The organism is Phycisphaeraceae bacterium (assembly GCA_019454185.1).
Lineage (GTDB): Bacteria > Planctomycetota > Phycisphaerae > Phycisphaerales > UBA1924 > JAHBWV01.
This window is the reverse complement of sequence record CP075368.1, coordinates 1,280,978-1,299,119: the sequence shown is the minus strand read 5'-3', so window position 1 is coordinate 1,299,119 and position 18,142 is coordinate 1,280,978. Positions and strand designations below refer to the sequence as shown.

Here is an 18,142-nt window from a genome sequence, read left to right as displayed (position 1 = left end):
CTCTCACAGAGCCCCGCAAAGCCCACCCGCGCTGCGCCAGCGTGAAAGAGGGAGCAGCCCGACCGCCATCAATGCAAACTGTGAGACCACGAATCCCAGCAGCCACATCGCGGCTGTATCCATGAATCCGTATGAGTGCAGACCCACGCCGAGCATGTTCGTGCCGAACCAGCTCCATGCCGTCACTATGCTCCCGCCCACAGCGAGCACAAAGAGCCCTCGCTTGCGGATAAATCCTCCCCATCGAGCGTGTAGGATCAGTGCCGCGTTCAGCACGACCAGGGCAGCGCCGTTCTCTTTGGGGTCCCAACCCCAGAACCGCCCCCACGACTGATCTGCCCAGATACCACCCAGCACTGTCCCTACGAAACTAAGCAGCAGGGCAAAGCACACCGTGCCATACACCATGCGAGCGAGCGTCCAGGCACGCTCTGGAGTCAGAGTCACAGTGAACACGCCGAGCAGGATCGCAGCAGCAGCGAGCGTGCCTGCAAGGAAGGTAGCGGAGTACCCGAGCGTGATCGTGATCACGTGCGTCGCAAGCCAGAAGTTGCTGTCGAGGACTGCCTGCATCATCTGCATCGTGTCCCCGTCGTTGCCTAGGTTGTGGGCAACGATCAGGGTTCCGAAGCCGATCGCTGCAGAGCCAAGTGCCGCAATGCCGATCGGGTGCCAACGCTCGATCACCATACCGAACAAGACAGCGGCCCATCCGACGAAAATCGCCGATGAGTACAGGTTAGTCACCGGCGGACGATCCTGAAGGTAGACGCGTGCAACGATCCCGATCGTGTGCACGAATAGTGCCCCCCATGCCACGCCGATACCAAGAGATCTGATCACATCGGCGAGTGGCGGCCTCGCGGTCGCCTTGGCCGGATCCTTTGCCCGAAGCAGCATCGAGAGCATGATCAGCAACGACGCCACGATATACGCGCAAGTCGCTCCGACGAACAACCCTGCACGGTTGAAACGGACCTCGAGATCCATGCGTCTCATGGTGGCTGGGATCACTCCCTCCAGCAACCCATGGTACGAGGCGACCGCGCGATTAAACCCTTGGATATCTGACTCGGCATACGCGGTCATCATCGCGATCCAGTAAGCGACCGATGGTGGCATGCGCTCGATCGCCTCCTGCTCAGAAATGTCTCCGTCGAGTGCCGCGGCTCGGGTCTCGAGGAACGCATCGTGAAAGCTCCTCCAGTCTGTCCCATCACCCAGCGGAGCAACCGTGTACGGCTCGCGCATGCGTGCATGAGCAAGGAGCGTGCTCACGGAGTGATAGGTGCGAACGAGTGCTCGCTGGTACGCATCACGTTGCTTCGGCTCGACCTCGAACGCATGCTCCGCTTCGCCCACAATCTTCGCCCAGTGCGGCTCAATCCCGCTCATGCCCAGACGACCCACTGCATCGGGCGGAAGGGCGAGCATCGCCAGCACCTCAGGGTGATCGACTCGGACGACCGGCGCATCAGCGATCGCCTCTGGCCGCGCGATCAGCCCGGCAAGGTACTCAACGGCTTCGAGAGACCAGCCCTCGGCTCGTATCGACTGCCTCCCACCCGCGACCATCATCACGTGACGAGCCGCGGTGTCGAACGGCTTGACGCGACCACCCGACGACACCGGTATTCTCGCCAAGGCATCGAGGTCATATCCCGCAAAGTTAGGCGTACGAAAGAGCCCAACAGACGCAACCACGATGCCGACGGTCGCGCCGACCATCGCAATTGGAGCCGCCCACTTCGGACGACCGGAAACCAACAAACTGCGTTCGCGCTCATGTCTACGTCGAAGAAATCCCCACAATACTGCTCCGAAGTGAATCAGCAGCCCAACGCTCACAAGCCCGCACGCGACGTATGGGAGCGTCGCTCCAGGATTCCGTACCACCTGCAGAACTGTGCCGGTCCCATCGGGCTTGTAGGATGCCTGGTAAAATGTGTCTCCACGATATCGCAGCGGGTTGTTCATCCAGATCGTCGTTTCACGATCCACTCTGCGTTTGGCATCAACCAGTCGCACATGGCTCGAGAAGTTCTTTGCGATCTCTGTTCCGACGAACTTGTCGTGTCGGAAGTCCAACAGCGTCAACGAGTATGGCTTGTATGTCCGTTTGTATCTCAGCGCGAGATCGAACGATGATTCGCCGCACTCCACACGCTGGGCCGCCAAGAGGTTTGACCAGACAAGCCATGTGCCGAGTGACTCACCGTGATGGGTCAGTCTGACGTACGCTGCAGGAGCGTCAGTCTGCGCACCATCGACGCCTCTCGCCACCGGTAGTGGTTCGGCTATCGCATCGATGCCCACGCCACGATCAGCGAGCCGATCGCCGACCGCTCTCATCAGCCGAGCGTTCGGCATCCACGCCTCTACGTGTATCTCGAAGGGAAAGCGAACATCTGAGATCGGGTTACCCGTAGCCGCTGCACGAACAAGCATCGCCTGAGGCACAGTAACGATGCGATCAAAGCTCGTATCTGAGTTGTCGATGATGGCCAACTCGGACGATCTGACATCCTCGACGTACGAAACCGTGCTCCCCTCGTCGATCGACATCAGTCCTTCGTCGGCGAGCATCGCCGTAGCGAACTCGCCTATCAGCAGCACCACCAGTCCCGCGTGCAGCACCATAACCCCCGCTCGTCGGGCCGTGAGCTTGAATCTGGAGGCGTGGGCCGCGAGGAGATTCAGCAGCAGGAGCAAGCCGATGGTTGCCCCGCCGGGAAGCGGCACGCGGAAGGGGAGTGTTCCCGCAGACGATGGGATGAAGAGGCTGGGATCGACCCATGCGATAGGAGCGCGGAAATAGGTGTGAACCGCCTCCCACACACCGACACGGACCTGCGCGAGCGTTCCAATGAAAATGATCGCCATCGACACCGCCAGCAGCATAACGGTGAGTCTCAACGACGCCAAGACCCTCACGGCGGCCCTCAGCATGCCTCTGCCCATTCCGGTGCGACGAACCTTGCTGCGAACGCGAACACCTCGCCCTTGATCACAGAAGCGACCGCCGATACGGCACTGACGCGTTCCCACCACTTCTGATTCGCTCCCCATTCAAAGATGTTGGCAACCATGGTGTACTGCTCCGCGTCTGTAAAATGTAGGAGTGACCCTGTGAACCGATCGTTGTCGAACGGATCGATCAAGTCTACAAGCGCGACTTCGTTCGTAGGCGGGAGCCGATCTGGCAGTGTCAACGGTTCACTATCGCAAAGCATGCCGCCGACATCGCCTGAGAGCCAACTGATCGCAACTTCAACCGCGTCCGAGGACTCCAGTACCTTGTTTGTCGCTAGACGCATCGTCCGCTCGCCCTGCTGGAGCCGCCAAGATGCCGGTGCATCCCAAGGCCAGCCATTGCTCCGTGAGAGCTCGGGTCCCTCCTCTGCAGGCGGCGTCACTTAGTCACCCGTCACAGGTCCAGAATCCGAATGGGTCGCAAGAGAAAAACCCAAAGAGAGCTCCCTTGCGACCAACACGCTCCGTGTTCCCTCACTTCTAGCACAACAGAAGTATGACCCATGCGAGCAGCCGGGGAGTCTCGACACGCTCGGTAGACGTACAGGTCTCGCGGCTCGCCCCTGGCCCGACATGAGCATCAGGAGACGCATGATTAGTAAAACGTCCGTACGAACATGAACCTATCGCTGCTGGTCCACATGTTCGTTCCATGTATTTCCAGAGAATTCTGAAAGACATAGATTGACTTTGGCACAGAAAGGCTGATATATGGATACGGATATCGATTTCTATGTGCGTCACCGAGGTCTTTTGCTATGGATCGCTTGGCCAACACCCCCGCAGTACGTCACCGAGAAAACTCCAGCACTTGGGCAGTCACTCCCGGGAGCAACTTCCGTGAAGCAGGAATCGCGATCATCTCTGGCATCGCGGCAACAGCTCTGATCCTCCTGCTCGGCATGGCATCTGTTTTCGGCCAAGCGCGAGCGCGCGAGAAAGCCGCCGCCGAGACCGAGCATGCAGCTCAGGCATACGAATTGCTCATAGCCGCGGGTCCAAAGCCAATGCTCCCGCTTAACGAGCTTGTCCGCGGGCGCGAGTTGTTCGCGACAACATGTGTCGCGTGCCACGGCCAGAGCGGGACCGGCGTGCCCGGTCTTGGGCTGAACTTGGTCGAGAGCGACTTTGTCGCGCTCCGGAGCGACGCCGAACTCCACGCGTACATCATCGCCGGCAGGCCGGACGCCAAGCCGATGCCGATGCCGCCGAGGGCGGGACGCCCCGACCTGACGGACGAGGACATCGTTCGGATCGTGGCTTTCATGAGAGGCCTGCAGGATCCTCGTCGCATGCCCGAGTTGCCGCCGCTGGTGCTGACGGTCGCGCCGTCGGAGGGTGACAAGGCGGCCGCGCTCGAAGCCGCGGCAGGTGACGCAGAACTCGCCGGGTACATCGCCAGCGGCAATGCGATCTTCCACACTACTTGTGTGGCGTGCCACGGCAAGGAGGGCGTCGGTGTGGCCGGCAACGGGAAGGCCCTGGCGAACAACGCCTTCGTCCAGTCACTGGACGAGGACGGTCTCTTCGAGTTCCTCAGCAAGGGACGCTCGCCGACGGACCCGCTCAACACGACCGGGATTCAGATGCCGCCCAAGGGCGGGAACCCCGCGATGTCCGAGGACGACATTCTGGACGTGATCGCGTATCTGCGGACGCTGCAGCCGTCCGCCGCCGGGAGCAAGTAGTCGCAACAGCAGCACCTCGCGGGGCGGTCGCTCGTGGCCGAGCCGGCGCACCCGCTTCTTCTGGAGTTTGCCATGAGAAGAGCAACAAACCGACTTCCGATCTCGCTCCTGTTGGCGACTGCCGCCGGAGTTCTGCTCTCCTGCCTCGCGCCCGACGCGATTGCGCAGCAGGAGGGGCGCAGGCGCCGGGGCGGCGACGCCGAGGCCAAGCCGGTCGAACTGACGCCGGCGCAGGTCGCCCAGCTCACGAAGGTCGCCAACGACCGCAAGCTGAACGTGGACGACCTGCTGGCGGCGGCGAAGACGTTCATGCCGAGCGGGCGGCACGACGAGTACGTGCTGTTCTCATCCGGCGGGCAGAGCGGGCAGGTCTTCGCGATCGGCGTGCCGAGCATGCGTCTCCTGCGCTCGATCGCGGTCTTCACGCCCGAGTCGTGGCAGGGATACGGCTTTGCCGGCGAGAACGATCACGTGATCGAGTCGCTGAAGATCAATGGGAAGGTCGTGGCCTGGGGCGACACGCACCATCCGGCTCTCTCCGAGACCAAGGGCGACTACGACGGCGAGTTCCTGTTCATCGGTGACAAGGCCAACGCGCGGGTGGCTGTGATCGATCTGCGCGACTGGGAAACAAAGCAGATCGTCAAGAACCCGCTCACGATCAGCGACCACGGCGCCGCCTTCGTGACGCCGAACACCGACTACATCATCGAGGGCGGGCAGTACGCCACCGTGCTCGGCTACGGCTACGCGCCGCCTTCCGAGTACAAGGACTCCTACCGCGGCATGGTCACGATGTGGAAGTTCGACCGGATGAAGGGCCGGATCGACGAGTCCCAGTCCTTCGCCCTGGAGCTGCCCCCGTACTGGCAGGACCTGGCGGACGCGGGCAAGAACGCCAGCGACGGGTTCTTCTTCATCAACTCGTTCAACGCGGAGATGGCGACCGGCGGCGTCGAGAAGGGCCAGCCCCCCTTCGAGGCGGGCGCCAGCAAGCGCGACATGGACTACCTCCACATCATCGACTGGAAGAAGGCCGAGGCCGCGTTCAAGGCGGGCAAGTTCGAGAAGATCAACGGGTTCCCCGTGATCAAGATCGAGACGAGCATCAGCGAGGGCATCCTGCACTTCGCGCCGGAGCCCAAGAGTCCGCACGGCGTCGACGTGACGCCGAACGGCCAGTACATGATCGTCGCGGGCAAGCTCGACCCGCACGTGACAGTGTACTCGATCGACCGGATCAAGAAGGCGATCGCGGAGAAGACCTACTCGGGCACGGACGAGTACGGCGTGCCGGTGCTCGACTTCGACGCCGTGAAAGAGGCGCAGGTCGAGTTGGGGCTCGGGCCGCTCCACACGCAGTTCGATGACAAGGGCTATGCCTACACCTCGCTCTTTCTCGACTCGGCCGTCGCGCGCTGGACGCTCGGGGGCGAGTACGACGCGCTGAACGCCGATCAGCCGTGGAAACTGGTGCAGAAGACGCCTGTCCAGTACAACATCGGCCACCTGTGTGCCGCGGAGGGCGACACGGTCAGCCCGGACGGCAACTACCTGATCTCGATGTCCAAGTGGTCGGTCGATCGCTTCCTGCCGACGGGCCCGCTGCTCCCGCAGAACTTCCAGCTCCTGGACATCGTGCAGCCGGGCACGACCATGCCAGTCATCTACGACAGCCCGATCGGCGTCGGTGAGCCCCACTACTGCCAGATGATCAAGGCCGACAAGCTCAAGACCTGGAAGGTGTATCCCGAGGTCGGCTGGAACCCGCACACCCAGCGGCTCGACCCGAACGCGCCCAAGAAGGGTTCCGAGGGCGTCGTTCGCGACGGGAACAAGGTCACGGTCAACATGACCGCGGTTCGCAGCCACTTCTTCCCCGAGCACGTCGAGATTATGGAAGGCGATGAGGTCACGTGGCGGATCACCGCCATCGAGACCGCGCAGGATGCGACGCACGGCTTCTGCATCGGCGGGTACAACGTCAACCTCTCGCTCGAGCCGGGCGAGTACGTCGAGTTCAAGTTCAAGGCCGACAAGGCCGGCACCTACCCCTTCTACTGCACCGAGTTCTGCTCGGCGCTCCACCTTGAGATGATGGGCTATCTCCACATCAAGCCCAAGGCCACCGCGCAGGCGGGCGGCAAAGCCGAATGACCCTCCTTGCCCGTCGGGGGCTCACGCCCCCGATGGGCGATTCGCACGCACGCGACGGGCCTCGCCCCGTCGCACACACGGAGTCCGGCATGTCGCGCATCCTCTCCACGCTGATCGGTCCCCGTGTCCCCGTCGAGGAGCTGCGGTCCCATCCGGTGCGCTACCTCACGCCGACGTTCATCTTCATGCTCGCACGGGTCCTGCTGCTTGTGTCGATCTTCTTCCCGTACTGGCACATGGAGCTCGAGGCGCCGCAGTATCCGGATGGGCTGTTCCTCACGGCGTACGTCAACCATCTCACCGGCGACGTGCGCGAGATCGACGGACTCAATCACTACATCGGCATGCGCCCGCTCGGCGAGGCCGCGACGTTCGAGCGTGCCGCGGCCGTGTGGTCGATCATCGCCATGTTCCTGCTCGTCGAGGGCGCCGCGTTTGTTCACAGCAAATGGGCCGTGCTGCTCGCCGTGCCCGCTGTGACATTCCCGATCGGGTTCTATGCCGATCTGGTCTACTGGATGCGAACGTTCGGACTGAACCTCGATCCCGAGGCGCCCCTCTCGAACTCGGTCAAGCCCTTTGTTCCGACCGTCATCGGCGAGGGCGGCATCGGCCAGTTCAAGACGTACGCGGCCTGGGGGACCGGCTACTGGCTCGCGGTCGGTTGTGCCGCGCTCGTCATCGTCGGCTTCTACTTCCACCGACGCGCGTATCGACCACTGGCCGTGCGTGCCGCCGTCGCCTGATACACGAGACGCAACCGACCCCTCGGACTCCGTCGGAGCGGAACCCTCCCATGACACGCCGCACCACACCAGAGATCGCACGACTGCCACGCCTCGCGTGCCTCGCAAGGGCCAGCGTGATCGTCGCCACGATGGCGGCCCCACGGGGCGTGTGGGCGTTCCACCAGCTGGCCGACCAAGCCGTCGACCACGCGGCCCCCGCTTCTCGCACGCCCGCAAACGCCGGCCCCTCGGCTCGCCACGAGCCGGGGGAGATCGGCAGACGCATCGCTGCCGCAAGCCCCGGCGATACGGTCATCGTCCCCGCTGGCATCTACCGTGAGCATCTCCTGGTCGACAAGCCAGTCGCCCTGATCGCTGAGGCGGGCGCCGTGATCGACGGTGGCGGCAGCGGAGACATCGTCGAGATCACGGCTCCCGACGTGACGATCCGCGGTTTCGTCATCCGAAACACCGGCATCGATCTCGACAAGGAGAACGCGGCGATCCGTATCACCGCCCCTCGGGCCGTCATCGAGCACAACACGCTCGAGGACATCCTCTTCGGCATCGACCTCCGCGAGGCCCCCGACAGCCGCGTCGCCTTCAACCGCGTCGGCGGCAAGCGCCTCGACATCGCCCGGCGCGGCGACGGCCTGCGGCTCTGGAGGTCGGACCGGAGCGTGATCGAGTCGAACACCATCCACGACGGTCGCGACGCGATCCTCTGGTACTCCAAGGGGATCGTGGTCAGGAACAACGTCGGTTACGACTGTCGCTACGGCCTCCACCTGATGTTCAGCGACGACGTGACGATCACCGGCAACGAGTTCTCACGCAACTCGGTCGGGATCTACCTCATGTACAGCACGGGCGTGGAGATCACTGGCAACCGGCTGATCCGAAACCGAGGCCCGAGCGGGTACGGCATCGGCCTGAAGGAGACGGACCAGTTCTCCGTTCGCGACAACGCGATCGTCGGGAATCGATCCGGGGTCTACATCGACGGCTCTCCCTTCACCGACAAGAGGCCCGGTGAGTTCACCCGCAACACCATCGCGTACAACGACGTGGGGTTCACGTTCCTCCCCTCGGCCCGGGGCAACGAGCTCACGGACAACAACTTCATCGACAACATCGACCAGGTCGCCATCGCCGGGCGCGGGTCGCTCGATGCCAACCGCTTCTGGAAGGGCGAGCGAGGGAACTTCTGGAGCGACTACACCGGCTACGACCAGAACGGCGACGGCATCGGCGACTTCGTCCACGAGTCCCAGACGCTCTTCGAGAACATGATGGACAAGGAGCCGAAACTCCGGCTCTTCCTGTTCAGCCCGGCCCAGCAGGCGATCGAGTTCGTCGGTCGCGCTCTGCCCGCCGTGCGGCCCGAGCCCAAGTTCGTCGACGAGGTGCCGCTGATGTCCCCGGTCTTGATCGACATCCCCTCGCGCGCGGGTTCCACCAACTCACACATCGGCGTGGTCGGTCTCGTGATGGGTATCGCCGGCGCCGGCGTGGTGCTCGGCGCGGGCAGATTGTGCCCGCTCGTCGCGCTGACGACGCGTCTTGCATCCCGTCGCTCGCCACGAACGACCGCTGGAGAAGCCACATGATCACCATCCGGAACGTGACCAAGAGGTTCGGACGGAACGCGGCGGTCGACGATGTCTCGCTCGAACTCGCTCCCGGCGACAGCGTCGCCGTCTGGGGTCCGAACGGCGCTGGCAAGAGCACGCTGATCCGCTGTCTCCTCGGCCTGCACAGGCACAAGGGCGTCATCACCGTCAACGGGCACGATACTCGCAAGCGCGGCAAGCTCGCCCGCGCCTCCATCGGATACGTCCCCCAGGAGATCGGCTTCTACGACGACCTGGTCGTCGGTGAGGCACTCCGGCACTTCGCCCGTCTGCGCGGCATCCGGCGAGTGGACATCGGGCAGACACTTCAAGCCGTCGGACTGAAGGGACAGCAGGGCAAGCGGGTGCGAGACCTTTCCGGCGGCATGAAGCAGCGGCTCGCCCTCGCCATCGCGCTCCTCGGCGATCCGCCCGTGCTCGTGCTCGACGAGGTCACCGCCAGTCTCGACGCGTGCGGGCGCGAGGAGTTCATGACTTTCCTGAGCCGTCTCTCCGGGTCGGGTCGGACCATGCTCTTCGCCTCCCACCGAGTGGACGAGATCGCGGCGCTCGCTCAGCGCGTGGCGATCATGGAAGCCGGACGCCTGGTCGCGGTCACGGACGTGTCGGCCTTTGCCTCGACCCACGGGGCGGGAGCGTTCGTCCACCTGATGCTCTCACCACCCAACCGGCCTCGGGCCATGGACGTGCTCGCGAGCAACGGCTTCGAGCCCCGGCTGAACGGCATCGGCATCATCGTGCCGGTCAGGACGGACCAGAAGGCCGCGCCCGTTTCGCTGCTCGCCCGCGCGAGCATCACCGTCGAGGACATGGAGATCATCACTCGCGCCGCGGCGGATGCGCACGCTTCCGCTCGCCCATGAGAGACGCCATGGCACACACCAGACCCAGCATCACCGGTATCCCGCACCCGCCGTGCACACTCGCCACGATCGCCTGGGTCGGCGTGCGAGAGCTTCGGGACGCCGTGGGCACGCGATGGTTCGCGCTCTACACGCTCGCGTTCGCCGCGCTCGGGCTTGGCGTCTCGTTCGTCTCGGCCGCCGGCTCGGGAGGCCAGGGCCTCTCCAGTTTCGGCCGCACCAGCGCCGGCCTGATCAATCTCGTGCTGCTCGTGGTCCCGCTGATGGCGCTCTCGGCCGGCGCGTCGTCGATCGCGTCGGACCGGGAGCGGGGAATGCTCGCGTATCTTCTGGCGCAGCCGGTGTCACGGACCGAGCTGCTGCTCGGGAAGTACCTTGGCCTCGCGGTCGCGTTGCTCTCGTGCATCCTGCTCGGGCTGGGCCTGTGCGGCATCGTGGTCGGCTCCAGGGGCGGCTCGCTGGACGCTTCGAGCATCATCTGGCTGGCGGGACTCTCGCTCCTGCTCGCACTCGGGATGCTCGCCACGGGCATGCTGATCTCGGTTGTCACCCGGCGCGCCTCCGTCGCAACCGGTACGGCGGTGTTCCTGTGGCTTGCGCTCGTGTTCGGCACGGACCTTGCGCTGATGGCGGGCACGCTCACGTTCCGCCTCCGCATCGAGGAGCTCTTCGCACTCAGTCTGATCAACCCGCTGCAGGTCTTCAAGATGTGGTCGCTGCACGCCATCGACTCGACCCTCGACGTGCTGGGCCCCGCCGCGCTGTATGCGGTTGAGGAGCACGGCAACGGGCTGCACGGCCTGTTCGCGCTCTGCCTGGGCCTGTGGATCCTCCTTCCGCTCGCGCTCGCCTGCGTTCTCTTCTCGCGAAAGGGCGCCTCATGAACGCCGTTCCCCTCCGCGTCCTCGCCCTGCTGGCACTCGCCCTCCCAGGCGCGTGCGGCGGGCCCCCGCTCGACGGTCCGCCGGATCTTCGAGCCGGGCGAGACGAGTGCGCCGAGTGCGGCATGATCATCATGGACGATCGGGCCTGTGCCGCCGTGCTCGTCGAGATCGCCGGACGACGCGAGCACCGGCTCTTCGACGACCTTGGCTGCCTGATCGACTTCCGCGATCAGGGCCACGCCGATATGAAGGAACTCCGCGCGTTTGCAGTCGACCACGGCGACGGCACATGGCTCGACGTGAATGACGCCCGCTTCGTTCTCGCCGACACGGCCCGTCTCATGACACCCATGGGTTCCGGCTACATCGCCTTCGCAAAGCAGAATGACGCCGACCACGCCATGACCACGATCGGAGGACGCGCCGCCGACTTCGACGGCCTCGCCGCTGCGCGACGCGCGTGGCGTGCCTCCCTCCACACCCCAGCTCAGCCCGAGGAGACCACCGATGAAGAACAGCGCGATCCGTGAGACCATCGGCTCCATCGCCGTGTCCAGACCGGAGTCCGTCTCCGTCTTTGCTCGTCACGGCCTGGACTTCTGCTGCGGCGGGCGGCGCACCCTGCAGCAGGCGTGCGAGGCCGCGGGCATGGACCCCGACGCGATCCTCGCCGAGATCCGCGATGCGACGAACCGCGTCGGGGATGGGGAAAGAGAAGACTGGCACTCGATGGGAATGACCGACCTGGCCGACCACATCGAGCGCGTGCACCACGTCCGCGCCCGCGACCTCATCGCCCGCATCGACGCGTTGTTGCCCCGTGTGCTCGGCGCCCACGGTGACGCTCACCCCGAGCTCCGCGCCGTTGCCGAGACGTTTGCGCGGTTCCGTGAGGAACTCTTCGACCACATGATCCGCGAGGAGCGTGTGCTCTTCCCGTGGCTCCGCCGGCTTCAGACGCCCGGCGCCGTCCACATCGGACCGCCATGGAGCGTCTCGCGCCCGATCTCGTGCATGCTGCACGACCACGACGATGCCGCCGCCGCGCTCGCACGCATCCGCGACGCTCTCTCGGGCTACACGACCCCCGCGGACGCGTGCGCCAGTTACGCGGCCTTGGTCACGGCGCTCCGCGAACTCGACGAGGACACAAGAGTTCATATCCACAAGGAGAACAACGCGCTCTTCCCGGCAGGAATGAGCGCCGAAGCCGAACGTCAGACAAGGGCGGGACTTGCCGATCGCCCAGCCTGCGGCGTGCAGACGTCCGTACACTCTCCAGACTGATTCGTCCTACGACCACGAAGCAGGTGCAGCAAGCCATGATCTCACAGACCATCGAATACGCGTTGCGTGCCATGGCACATCTCGCCTCGCTGGATGCCGACCGCTCGGCAAACAGCGAGACCATCGCAGAGCACACGCGGGTTCCACGCGGCTACCTCTCGAAGATTCTCCGAGACCTCGTGGTGGCGGGGCTCATCGACTCTCAACGCGGACCAAACGGTGGGTTCGTGCTCTCCCGCGATGCCGGCAAGATCTCAATCCTCGACGTGATCAACGCGGTCGACCCGATCGCCAGGATCACCCAGTGTCCGTTGGGCAACCCCGAGCACATACATTTGTGCCCGCTTCACAAGCGCCTCGACGATGCATTAGAGACCATCGAACGACAGTTCAAGGACACAAGTCTGGAAGATCTCCAGAAATCAACTCGACGCGCTTCTATCTGCCATGAACTCGGCCGTCCTTCCCAGCGCAAGAAGGACAGATGATCGCGAAAGCATCCAAGAGACCGGAGCCATGCTCGATTCCCTCATTGACCGACTGATCGTTCCAACCGGCGTCCCCGAGCCGTTCCCGGATGATCCGTTCCCTCTGCTCGTACAGTGGCTGAACGAAGCAACTGAGAGCCGGGCATACCCCGATGCCAACGCGATGTCCCTAGCAACTTCAACGCTCGACGGAAGACCATCCGTTCGAATCGTCCTTTGCAAAGCAATCGAGCCCGCGCGGCACGCACTCACCTTCTTTACCAACTACGAGAGTCGCAAGGGCATTGAACTCGCAGCGAACCCTGTAGCGTCTGTTGTCTTCTACTGGCCTCACGCCGGACGCCAGGCACGCATAGAGGGTCAGGTCGAGCGGCTGGGCGATGCCGAGAACGACGAGTACTTCAGCACCAGGCCGCTGCTCTCCCGCATCGGCGCACACGCCAGCCGACAGAGCAAACCAATCGCCTCGAGAGCCGTACTCCTCCGCGAGGCAGCGAAAGTCGCTGCGGTCTCGTGTATCGAACATGCTGTCAGGCGCCCGTCCCATTGGGGCGGCTATCGACTCCACGCCGATGCAGTGGAACTCTGGACCGCGTGTGAGGGGCGACTTCACCAACGCCTGAGATGGCGATCAACGCCAGAGCACGGATCTTGGTGCCTCGATGAACTAAGCCCGTGAGCCGCCAAGAACGCTGAACAAACGTCAGGGGTTAGTTTCGTCCCAGAAACACTTGAACTTGCACCGCCCTAGATCATCTCAACCGGCTTCAGCCCAGTCAGAGAGCATCATGCACCCGCCACCCGTCCACCACCGTCAGCCACATCATCTCGCTCTGTCGTACCTCTTGCGGAGCAGGTCTCGCTGCCTCTGAATGTACAGATGTGAAGATCGACAGTGAGAGTGTCCACCCCGACAGATCGACAGGAATACGACGATTACTCTGGACAGTTCCTGCCAAGCCGTTACTGCAGAATCGTGCCACTCTCTGTCCCGATAGGCCCCTCTTTCCTGCGCTGGCTCCGATCAAGCAACTCGTTCCGATCCACAGATCCAGCGACTGAACTGGCCACCTGAGGATCCAAGAGGACGCATCACCCGGTATCGTGTGGTCGGCCGATCGCGGGCCTATCTGCGAGCGGCATGACCACGATCGCGTTCGACGGTGCCGGGCAGACACTCGCACAGACGCCGCACCCAGTACACACATCGGCTCGGATTGTCGGCCTGCCCGCGTCGACATCGATCGCGTGCGCCACCGGGCATCGCTCCGAACAAACGGTGCAGAAAGAACCAGCGTGCGCGAGGCATGCCATCGTTTGAATCCACGCCACGCCCATTATCCGCGGCTGATCCGCCCTGAGCACCCCGGGCTCGCACGCCGTGATACACGGTGTGTCCTCGCACATGATGCACGCCGCGGCATACGGGGCGATCATGGGCGTACCCGCCGCGGCGCGGAACTTGGCCGGGGCGTAAACGATCGCACTCACCGGGCATGCGGTAATGCACTTGTTGCATCGCGTGCATCCGGAGAGGAACGAGACTTCGTCAATCGCACCTGGAGGGCGGTGGATCGGGAGGGCGAATCGGCGCCCCATCGCGCCCGAGGCGGATGGACGAGCATCGACGGGCTTGGCCTGAGTTCCGGCGGGACTCTCGCCCGCCTTCTCGTCATGGGCGTTCCCCGTAGCGGTCTGAGCGCGTCGGCCGAGAATCCGGCCTCGCAGGAGGTCACGCCGCGTGAGAAGTGGATCCTCGGGCATCGTGCATGATCCTAAGGCCGCGCATCCGCTTGCTGACCGTCGGCAATGTCGGGAAAGCCAAAGGTGGGTGCGAGTTGTTCGAACTGCGCGGCCGGTACATGGCACTGGACGCAGTTGGTGCGGGAGAGGTGGTCCGGTCGCCAGCCGTCGTATCCGTGCTCGCCGTGGCAACTGATGCAGTTTGTTCGCATGAAGGTGGTGTGCGGCATGACCGGCGGTGCCCCTCCCCACGCTCGTGTTCCGCCGTATCCGCTCGGACGGAGCCCGACGAAGAGATTGCCGATAGACAGATCGGCGGGGTCGTTGCTCGTGGGCTGGGCTTCGACATGGCACTGCGTGCAGTTAGTGAGATAGGTGTGCGAGACCATCTTCGCGACCTTGTCGCCGGCATTGAGCCCCTCGGCATGGCACGCGCGGCAAGTCTGGATGTTCAGGTCGGCGATGGCGTGTGGGATGACAGGCGGCGCACCCTCATATGCACGCAGCGACGCCCGATGCTCCATCGAGCGAACCCTCGACGCGAGCTTGTCGGCAACAGCCGTTGGGTGTGCTTTCGACTCGGGGACGATGTGCGGCGCAGGGTTGTTCAGTCGCCACGCGACCGACTCCTGACGAGAACCACCCGTCGTGCTCGGGGTGTCGCGCGGTCCCGCGACGGAGCTGAGCTGAGATGCGGTGCCCAGCCCCACAGCAGCGAGGGTCACGCATGCCGCAAGCAGCACACTGATCCATACCAGTTCAGGCGAGATCCATCGCATTGAGTGCGCGTTGAACATGGCTGCTCCTATGCCTTGCGGACGATGGTCACTGCGCACTTCTTGTAGTCGGGTTGCCTGGAGTATGGGTCGTACTCGTCGAGCGTGACAAGGTTGATCAGCTTGCCTTCGTCGAAGAAGGGGACGAACACCTCGCCGGGCTTGGGGTTGCCGCGTCCGCCGATCCAGACGGGTAAGTTAATCTCGCCGCGTCTGCTCTTGACGGTAACGATCTCGGAGTTTCGGATTCCCAACCGGCTCGCGTCATCCTTGTGCATTTCGACGTAGGCCTTGGGCATGGCGCGGTGCAGCTGCGGGATGCGGCGGGTCATGGAGCCTGAGTGCCAATGCTCGAGTACGCGCCCGGTGCAGAGCCAGAAGGGGTAGTCCGTGTCGGGCATCTCGGGCGGGAACTCGTGCGGGCGGAACCAGATGAGGGCCTTATCGTCCTTGCTGACGGAGTGATAGAACTGGAACTCCTTCCCCTTGGCGACGAAGGGATCATCGAACTCGCTGAAGCGCCAACGGGTTTCCCGCCAGGTGCCGTCGGGCTGCTGAACCACGGGCCAGCGCAAGCCGCGGGATTTCACATACTCCGAATACGGCGCGAGGTTCTTGTGCTTCTTGGTGGTGAAGGGGCGGTACTCCTCGAAGAGGCGTTCATCGACGTTGACGTCGTAGTAGTGCGGCCATTCCCAGATTGGGACTTCCTTGCCGGACTTGTCGGAGGTGTGGAAGATCCACTTCCCGTCCTTCCCCTTCATGCCCTCGATTCCCATCTCCAAGAGCTTTCGGGAAACGGCGATGAGCTGCCAGCAGTCATCGCGGGCGTCACCGGGCGGCTCGACCATCTTGAACCAGTGCTGCGTGCGGCGTTCGCTGTTGCCGTACATCCCGTTCTTCTCAACCCACATCGCGCTGGGAAGGATGAGATCGGCAAGTTCGGTCGTGGCGGTCGGATAGACGTCGGAGACGATAAGGAACTTGTCCGCGAGGTTTTTCTTCTCTCGGAAGTTCCGCTGAAGGTTCGGGAGAGTCTGGCCCGGGTTGGTGACCTGGACCCAAAGCGTGGTGATATCGCCGCCTTGGTCGGTCGGTGTGTTGAACCGCTTGAACATTTCGACGGTGTGGTAGCCGGGCTTTGCGCCGATACGGCCCTCGGGGACATTCCAGAGCTCTTCTGCTTCCTTGCGGTGCTCGGCATTGGCGACCAGTCGCCCGCCTGGGAGAAGGTGACAAAGCGTGCCGACTTCTCGCACCGTGCCGCAGGCGGACGGCTGACCTGTGAGACTCGTCGCAGCGTCGCCCGGCTTGCCGAAGTGCCCACTGAGCAGGTGGATGCCGTGTACAAGGCAGTTGATGGCCGTGCCCCGTGTGTGCTGGTTCATGCCCATGCACCAGAGGCTGTTGATGGCAAGGTCCCGCCGACCGAAGATCTCGCCGAGCATGCGGATCTTGTCGGCCGGGACACCGGAGAGCTCCTCGACCTTCTCGGGGGTGTAGGGCTCGACGGCCTTGGCGAACTCATCGAAGGTCATGGGCACGCCCAGCATGTCGGGCGGTGTCTTCTCGTCGGGCATTGCTCCGAGCTGCCGGAAGTTGCAGTGCTTCTCGACGAAGGCCTTGTCGTAGGAGTTGTTCTTGATGAGGAGGTGGGCGATTCCATTGGCGATGGCAAGGTCGCCGTGGGGCTTGAAGAGCAGGACGTGGTCTGCCAGATCGCTGGTGCGGGTCCGCCGCGTCGTAAAGTCGATGATCGTGACCTTCTCGCCGCGTGTGCGCCGATCAACAAGACGAGAGAACAGCACCGGGTGCATCTCGGCCATGTTGTTCCCCCACATGATCGCGACGTCGCACTTGTCGAGATCGTCGTAGACGCCCGGCGGCTCGTCGACGCCGAAGGTGGAGAGGAACCCGGTGACGGCGGAAGACATGCAAAGACGCGGGTTGCCATCAATCTGGTTGCTGCCGAGCCCCGCTTTCATGAACTTGTTGCCAGCAAAGCCCTCCCCAATCGTCCACTGCCCGGAGCCGTAGAGCGCGAATCCCGTCGGATTCGCCTTGATCTTGGAAGCGACAAGATCGATGGCCTCTTCCCACGAGATGGCAACCATCCTCCCATCCTTGCGCATCATCGGCGTGGTGAGGCGGTCATTGCCGTAGAGTGCCAGCCCCACGTGGTATCCCTTCACGCAGAGCAGGCCTTTGTTGACATCGGCCTTCTGATCGCCCTGGATAGCGACGACGCGACCGTTCTCAGTGCCCACCATGACATGGCAGCCTGTGCCGCAGAACCTGCAGGGTGCCTTCTGCCACTTGAGGGGGGACCCCCCCGGCTGGTTGTTCAACACATTGAGCGAAACGGCCCGAGCCGAGCCGGACGCCGCGGCTGTGGCGGCGGCCATTGCAGAGGCCTTGACGAATGTGCGACGGTCAATGGTGAGCATGGGAGTCCTCCGCGGATTGGCTTTGGGGAGCGCAATCGCAATACTCGGGGCTTGCATCGAGATGGACGAAGGTCACGTCAACCTGGACGATGCCGGGCCGTTGCCGGAGTTGGTCGAAGAGATCGTGGTCGTCACGGGCGCTGGGCGTCTCGGCGACCAGCGCGATGCGCTGACCATAGCGATCGCCCAGAGTCAGCCGCGAATCTGCGGCTAAAGCCGTCAGCGCCGACACCCCGACGGGGTCTTCTGCGAGTGTCACGACGAGTCCACTGATCGCCATTACCGATCTCCGTCGCTGTTTATTCGTCGTGTCCGCGCGGCACCCTACTGGCGTCCACTACATATCTGGATATACTACTCCATAAATGTAGCGGAGCGCACGACCCTGAGCAAGTAGCGGAGCAAGACACGTGC

16 protein-coding genes are annotated in these 18,142 nt (G+C 63.6%); 10 read left to right on the top strand and 6 right to left on the bottom strand.

Translation table 11 applies throughout. The annotated features are described in order from the left end of the window. Positions 1-3: 3 nt before the first annotated feature. Together ccsA and KF838_05485 are read right to left on the bottom strand one after the other, a co-directional pair. Positions 4-2,949 (bottom strand): cytochrome c biogenesis protein CcsA, encoded by a 2,946-nt coding sequence (gene ccsA, locus KF838_05490; GenBank protein QYK49305.1) that lies wholly within the window; start codon positions 2,947-2,949, stop codon positions 4-6. After that, positions 2,943-3,317: a hypothetical protein gene (locus KF838_05485; protein ID QYK49304.1), complete on the bottom strand. Its 375-nt coding sequence runs from the start codon at positions 3,315-3,317 to the stop codon at positions 2,943-2,945. Before KF838_05485 ends, ccsA begins: the two co-directional genes overlap by 7 nt. Before the next feature lie 618 nt (positions 3,318-3,935). On the opposite strand from KF838_05485, the gene KF838_05480 reads away from it, so the two are divergent. From KF838_05480 to pdxH, 10 genes are all read left to right on the top strand, one after another. Then, positions 3,936-4,721, top strand: a complete 786-nt coding sequence (locus KF838_05480) for a c-type cytochrome (GenBank protein ID QYK49303.1) — start codon at positions 3,936-3,938, stop codon at positions 4,719-4,721. A gap of 72 nt (positions 4,722-4,793) precedes the next feature. Continuing rightward, entirely contained in the window at positions 4,794-6,878 is a 2,085-nt protein-coding gene (nosZ, locus tag KF838_05475; protein ID QYK49302.1) for a Sec-dependent nitrous-oxide reductase, read from the top strand. 89 nt (positions 6,879-6,967) lie between these two features. Continuing rightward, positions 6,968-7,624, top strand: a complete 657-nt coding sequence (locus KF838_05470) for a hypothetical protein (GenBank protein ID QYK49301.1) — start codon at positions 6,968-6,970, stop codon at positions 7,622-7,624. 50 nt (positions 7,625-7,674) lie between these two features. Then, positions 7,675-9,216 (top strand): nitrous oxide reductase family maturation protein NosD, encoded by a 1,542-nt coding sequence (locus tag KF838_05465; GenBank protein ID QYK49300.1) that lies wholly within the window; start codon positions 7,675-7,677, stop codon positions 9,214-9,216. After that, positions 9,213-10,103 carry an ABC transporter ATP-binding protein gene (locus KF838_05460; GenBank protein QYK49299.1) on the top strand — a complete coding sequence of 297 codons (891 nt, stop codon included), beginning with the start codon at positions 9,213-9,215 and terminating at the stop codon, positions 10,101-10,103. The genes KF838_05465 and KF838_05460 overlap by 4 nt, the downstream gene beginning before the upstream one ends. Positions 10,104-10,111: 8 nt before the next feature. After that, positions 10,112-10,987, top strand: a complete 876-nt coding sequence (locus tag KF838_05455; GenBank protein ID QYK49298.1) for an ABC transporter permease subunit — start codon at positions 10,112-10,114, stop codon at positions 10,985-10,987. Continuing rightward, positions 10,984-11,517, top strand: coding sequence for a nitrous oxide reductase accessory protein NosL (locus KF838_05450; GenBank protein QYK49297.1), 534 nt, complete (start codon positions 10,984-10,986; stop codon positions 11,515-11,517). The genes KF838_05455 and KF838_05450 overlap by 4 nt, the downstream gene beginning before the upstream one ends. Continuing rightward, complete coding sequence (locus KF838_05445; protein QYK49296.1) at positions 11,495-12,274, top strand: DUF542 domain-containing protein; 780 nt, start codon at positions 11,495-11,497, stop codon at positions 12,272-12,274. The genes KF838_05450 and KF838_05445 overlap by 23 nt, the downstream gene beginning before the upstream one ends. A gap of 35 nt (positions 12,275-12,309) precedes the next feature. Next, entirely contained in the window at positions 12,310-12,762 is a 453-nt protein-coding gene (locus tag KF838_05440; GenBank protein ID QYK49295.1) for an Rrf2 family transcriptional regulator, read from the top strand. A 28-nt stretch (positions 12,763-12,790) separates the two neighbouring features. Then, positions 12,791-13,441 (top strand): pyridoxamine 5'-phosphate oxidase, encoded by a 651-nt coding sequence (gene pdxH, locus KF838_05435; protein ID QYK49294.1) that lies wholly within the window; start codon positions 12,791-12,793, stop codon positions 13,439-13,441. A 413-nt stretch (positions 13,442-13,854) separates the two neighbouring features. On the opposite strand, the gene KF838_05430 is transcribed toward pdxH, so the two are convergent. The 4 genes from KF838_05430 to KF838_05415 are packed head-to-tail and all read right to left on the bottom strand — an operon-like array spanning position 13,855 to position 18,008. Continuing rightward, positions 13,855-14,526: a 4Fe-4S binding protein gene (locus tag KF838_05430; GenBank protein QYK49293.1), complete on the bottom strand. Its 672-nt coding sequence runs from the start codon at positions 14,524-14,526 to the stop codon at positions 13,855-13,857. Between the two features lie 11 nt (positions 14,527-14,537). Then, on the bottom strand, positions 14,538-15,302 hold the full coding sequence (locus KF838_05425) for a nitrate reductase cytochrome c-type subunit (GenBank protein ID QYK49292.1): 765 nt from the start codon (positions 15,300-15,302) through the stop codon (positions 14,538-14,540). An 8-nt stretch (positions 15,303-15,310) separates the two neighbouring features. Further along, positions 15,311-17,728 (bottom strand): molybdopterin-dependent oxidoreductase, encoded by a 2,418-nt coding sequence (locus tag KF838_05420; GenBank protein ID QYK49291.1) that lies wholly within the window; start codon positions 17,726-17,728, stop codon positions 15,311-15,313. After that, entirely contained in the window at positions 17,715-18,008 is a 294-nt protein-coding gene (locus KF838_05415) for a hypothetical protein (protein QYK49290.1), read from the bottom strand. The genes KF838_05420 and KF838_05415 overlap by 14 nt, the downstream gene beginning before the upstream one ends. Positions 18,009-18,142: the final 134 nt, after the last annotated feature.

Bases quoted from the DNA above. Each gene is read 5' to 3' on its own strand.
- KF838_05440 (QYK49295.1), top strand. From the start codon at position 12,310: ATGATCTCACAGACCATCGAATACGCGTTGCGTGCCATGGCACATCTC.
- KF838_05420 (QYK49291.1), bottom strand. From the start codon at position 17,728: ATGCTCACCATTGACCGTCGCACATTCGTCAAGGCCTCTGCAATGGCC.
- KF838_05485 (QYK49304.1), bottom strand. From the start codon at position 3,317: ATGCGTCTAGCGACAAACAAGGTACTGGAGTCCTCGGACGCGGTTGAA.
- KF838_05450 (QYK49297.1), top strand. From the start codon at position 10,984: ATGAACGCCGTTCCCCTCCGCGTCCTCGCCCTGCTGGCACTCGCCCTC.
- KF838_05470 (QYK49301.1), top strand. From the start codon at position 6,968: ATGTCGCGCATCCTCTCCACGCTGATCGGTCCCCGTGTCCCCGTCGAG.
- KF838_05445 (QYK49296.1), top strand. From the start codon at position 11,495: ATGAAGAACAGCGCGATCCGTGAGACCATCGGCTCCATCGCCGTGTCC.
- KF838_05465 (QYK49300.1), top strand. From the start codon at position 7,675: ATGACACGCCGCACCACACCAGAGATCGCACGACTGCCACGCCTCGCG.
- pdxH (QYK49294.1), top strand. From the start codon at position 12,791: ATGCTCGATTCCCTCATTGACCGACTGATCGTTCCAACCGGCGTCCCC.
- KF838_05430 (QYK49293.1), bottom strand. From the start codon at position 14,526: ATGCCCGAGGATCCACTTCTCACGCGGCGTGACCTCCTGCGAGGCCGG.
- KF838_05480 (QYK49303.1), top strand. From the start codon at position 3,936: ATGGCATCTGTTTTCGGCCAAGCGCGAGCGCGCGAGAAAGCCGCCGCC.
- ccsA (QYK49305.1), bottom strand. From the start codon at position 2,949: ATGCTGAGGGCCGCCGTGAGGGTCTTGGCGTCGTTGAGACTCACCGTT.
- KF838_05425 (QYK49292.1), bottom strand. From the start codon at position 15,302: ATGTTCAACGCGCACTCAATGCGATGGATCTCGCCTGAACTGGTATGG.
- nosZ (QYK49302.1), top strand. From the start codon at position 4,794: ATGAGAAGAGCAACAAACCGACTTCCGATCTCGCTCCTGTTGGCGACT.
- KF838_05415 (QYK49290.1), bottom strand. From the start codon at position 18,008: ATGGCGATCAGTGGACTCGTCGTGACACTCGCAGAAGACCCCGTCGGG.
- KF838_05460 (QYK49299.1), top strand. From the start codon at position 9,213: ATGATCACCATCCGGAACGTGACCAAGAGGTTCGGACGGAACGCGGCG.
- KF838_05455 (QYK49298.1), top strand. From the start codon at position 10,112: ATGGCACACACCAGACCCAGCATCACCGGTATCCCGCACCCGCCGTGC.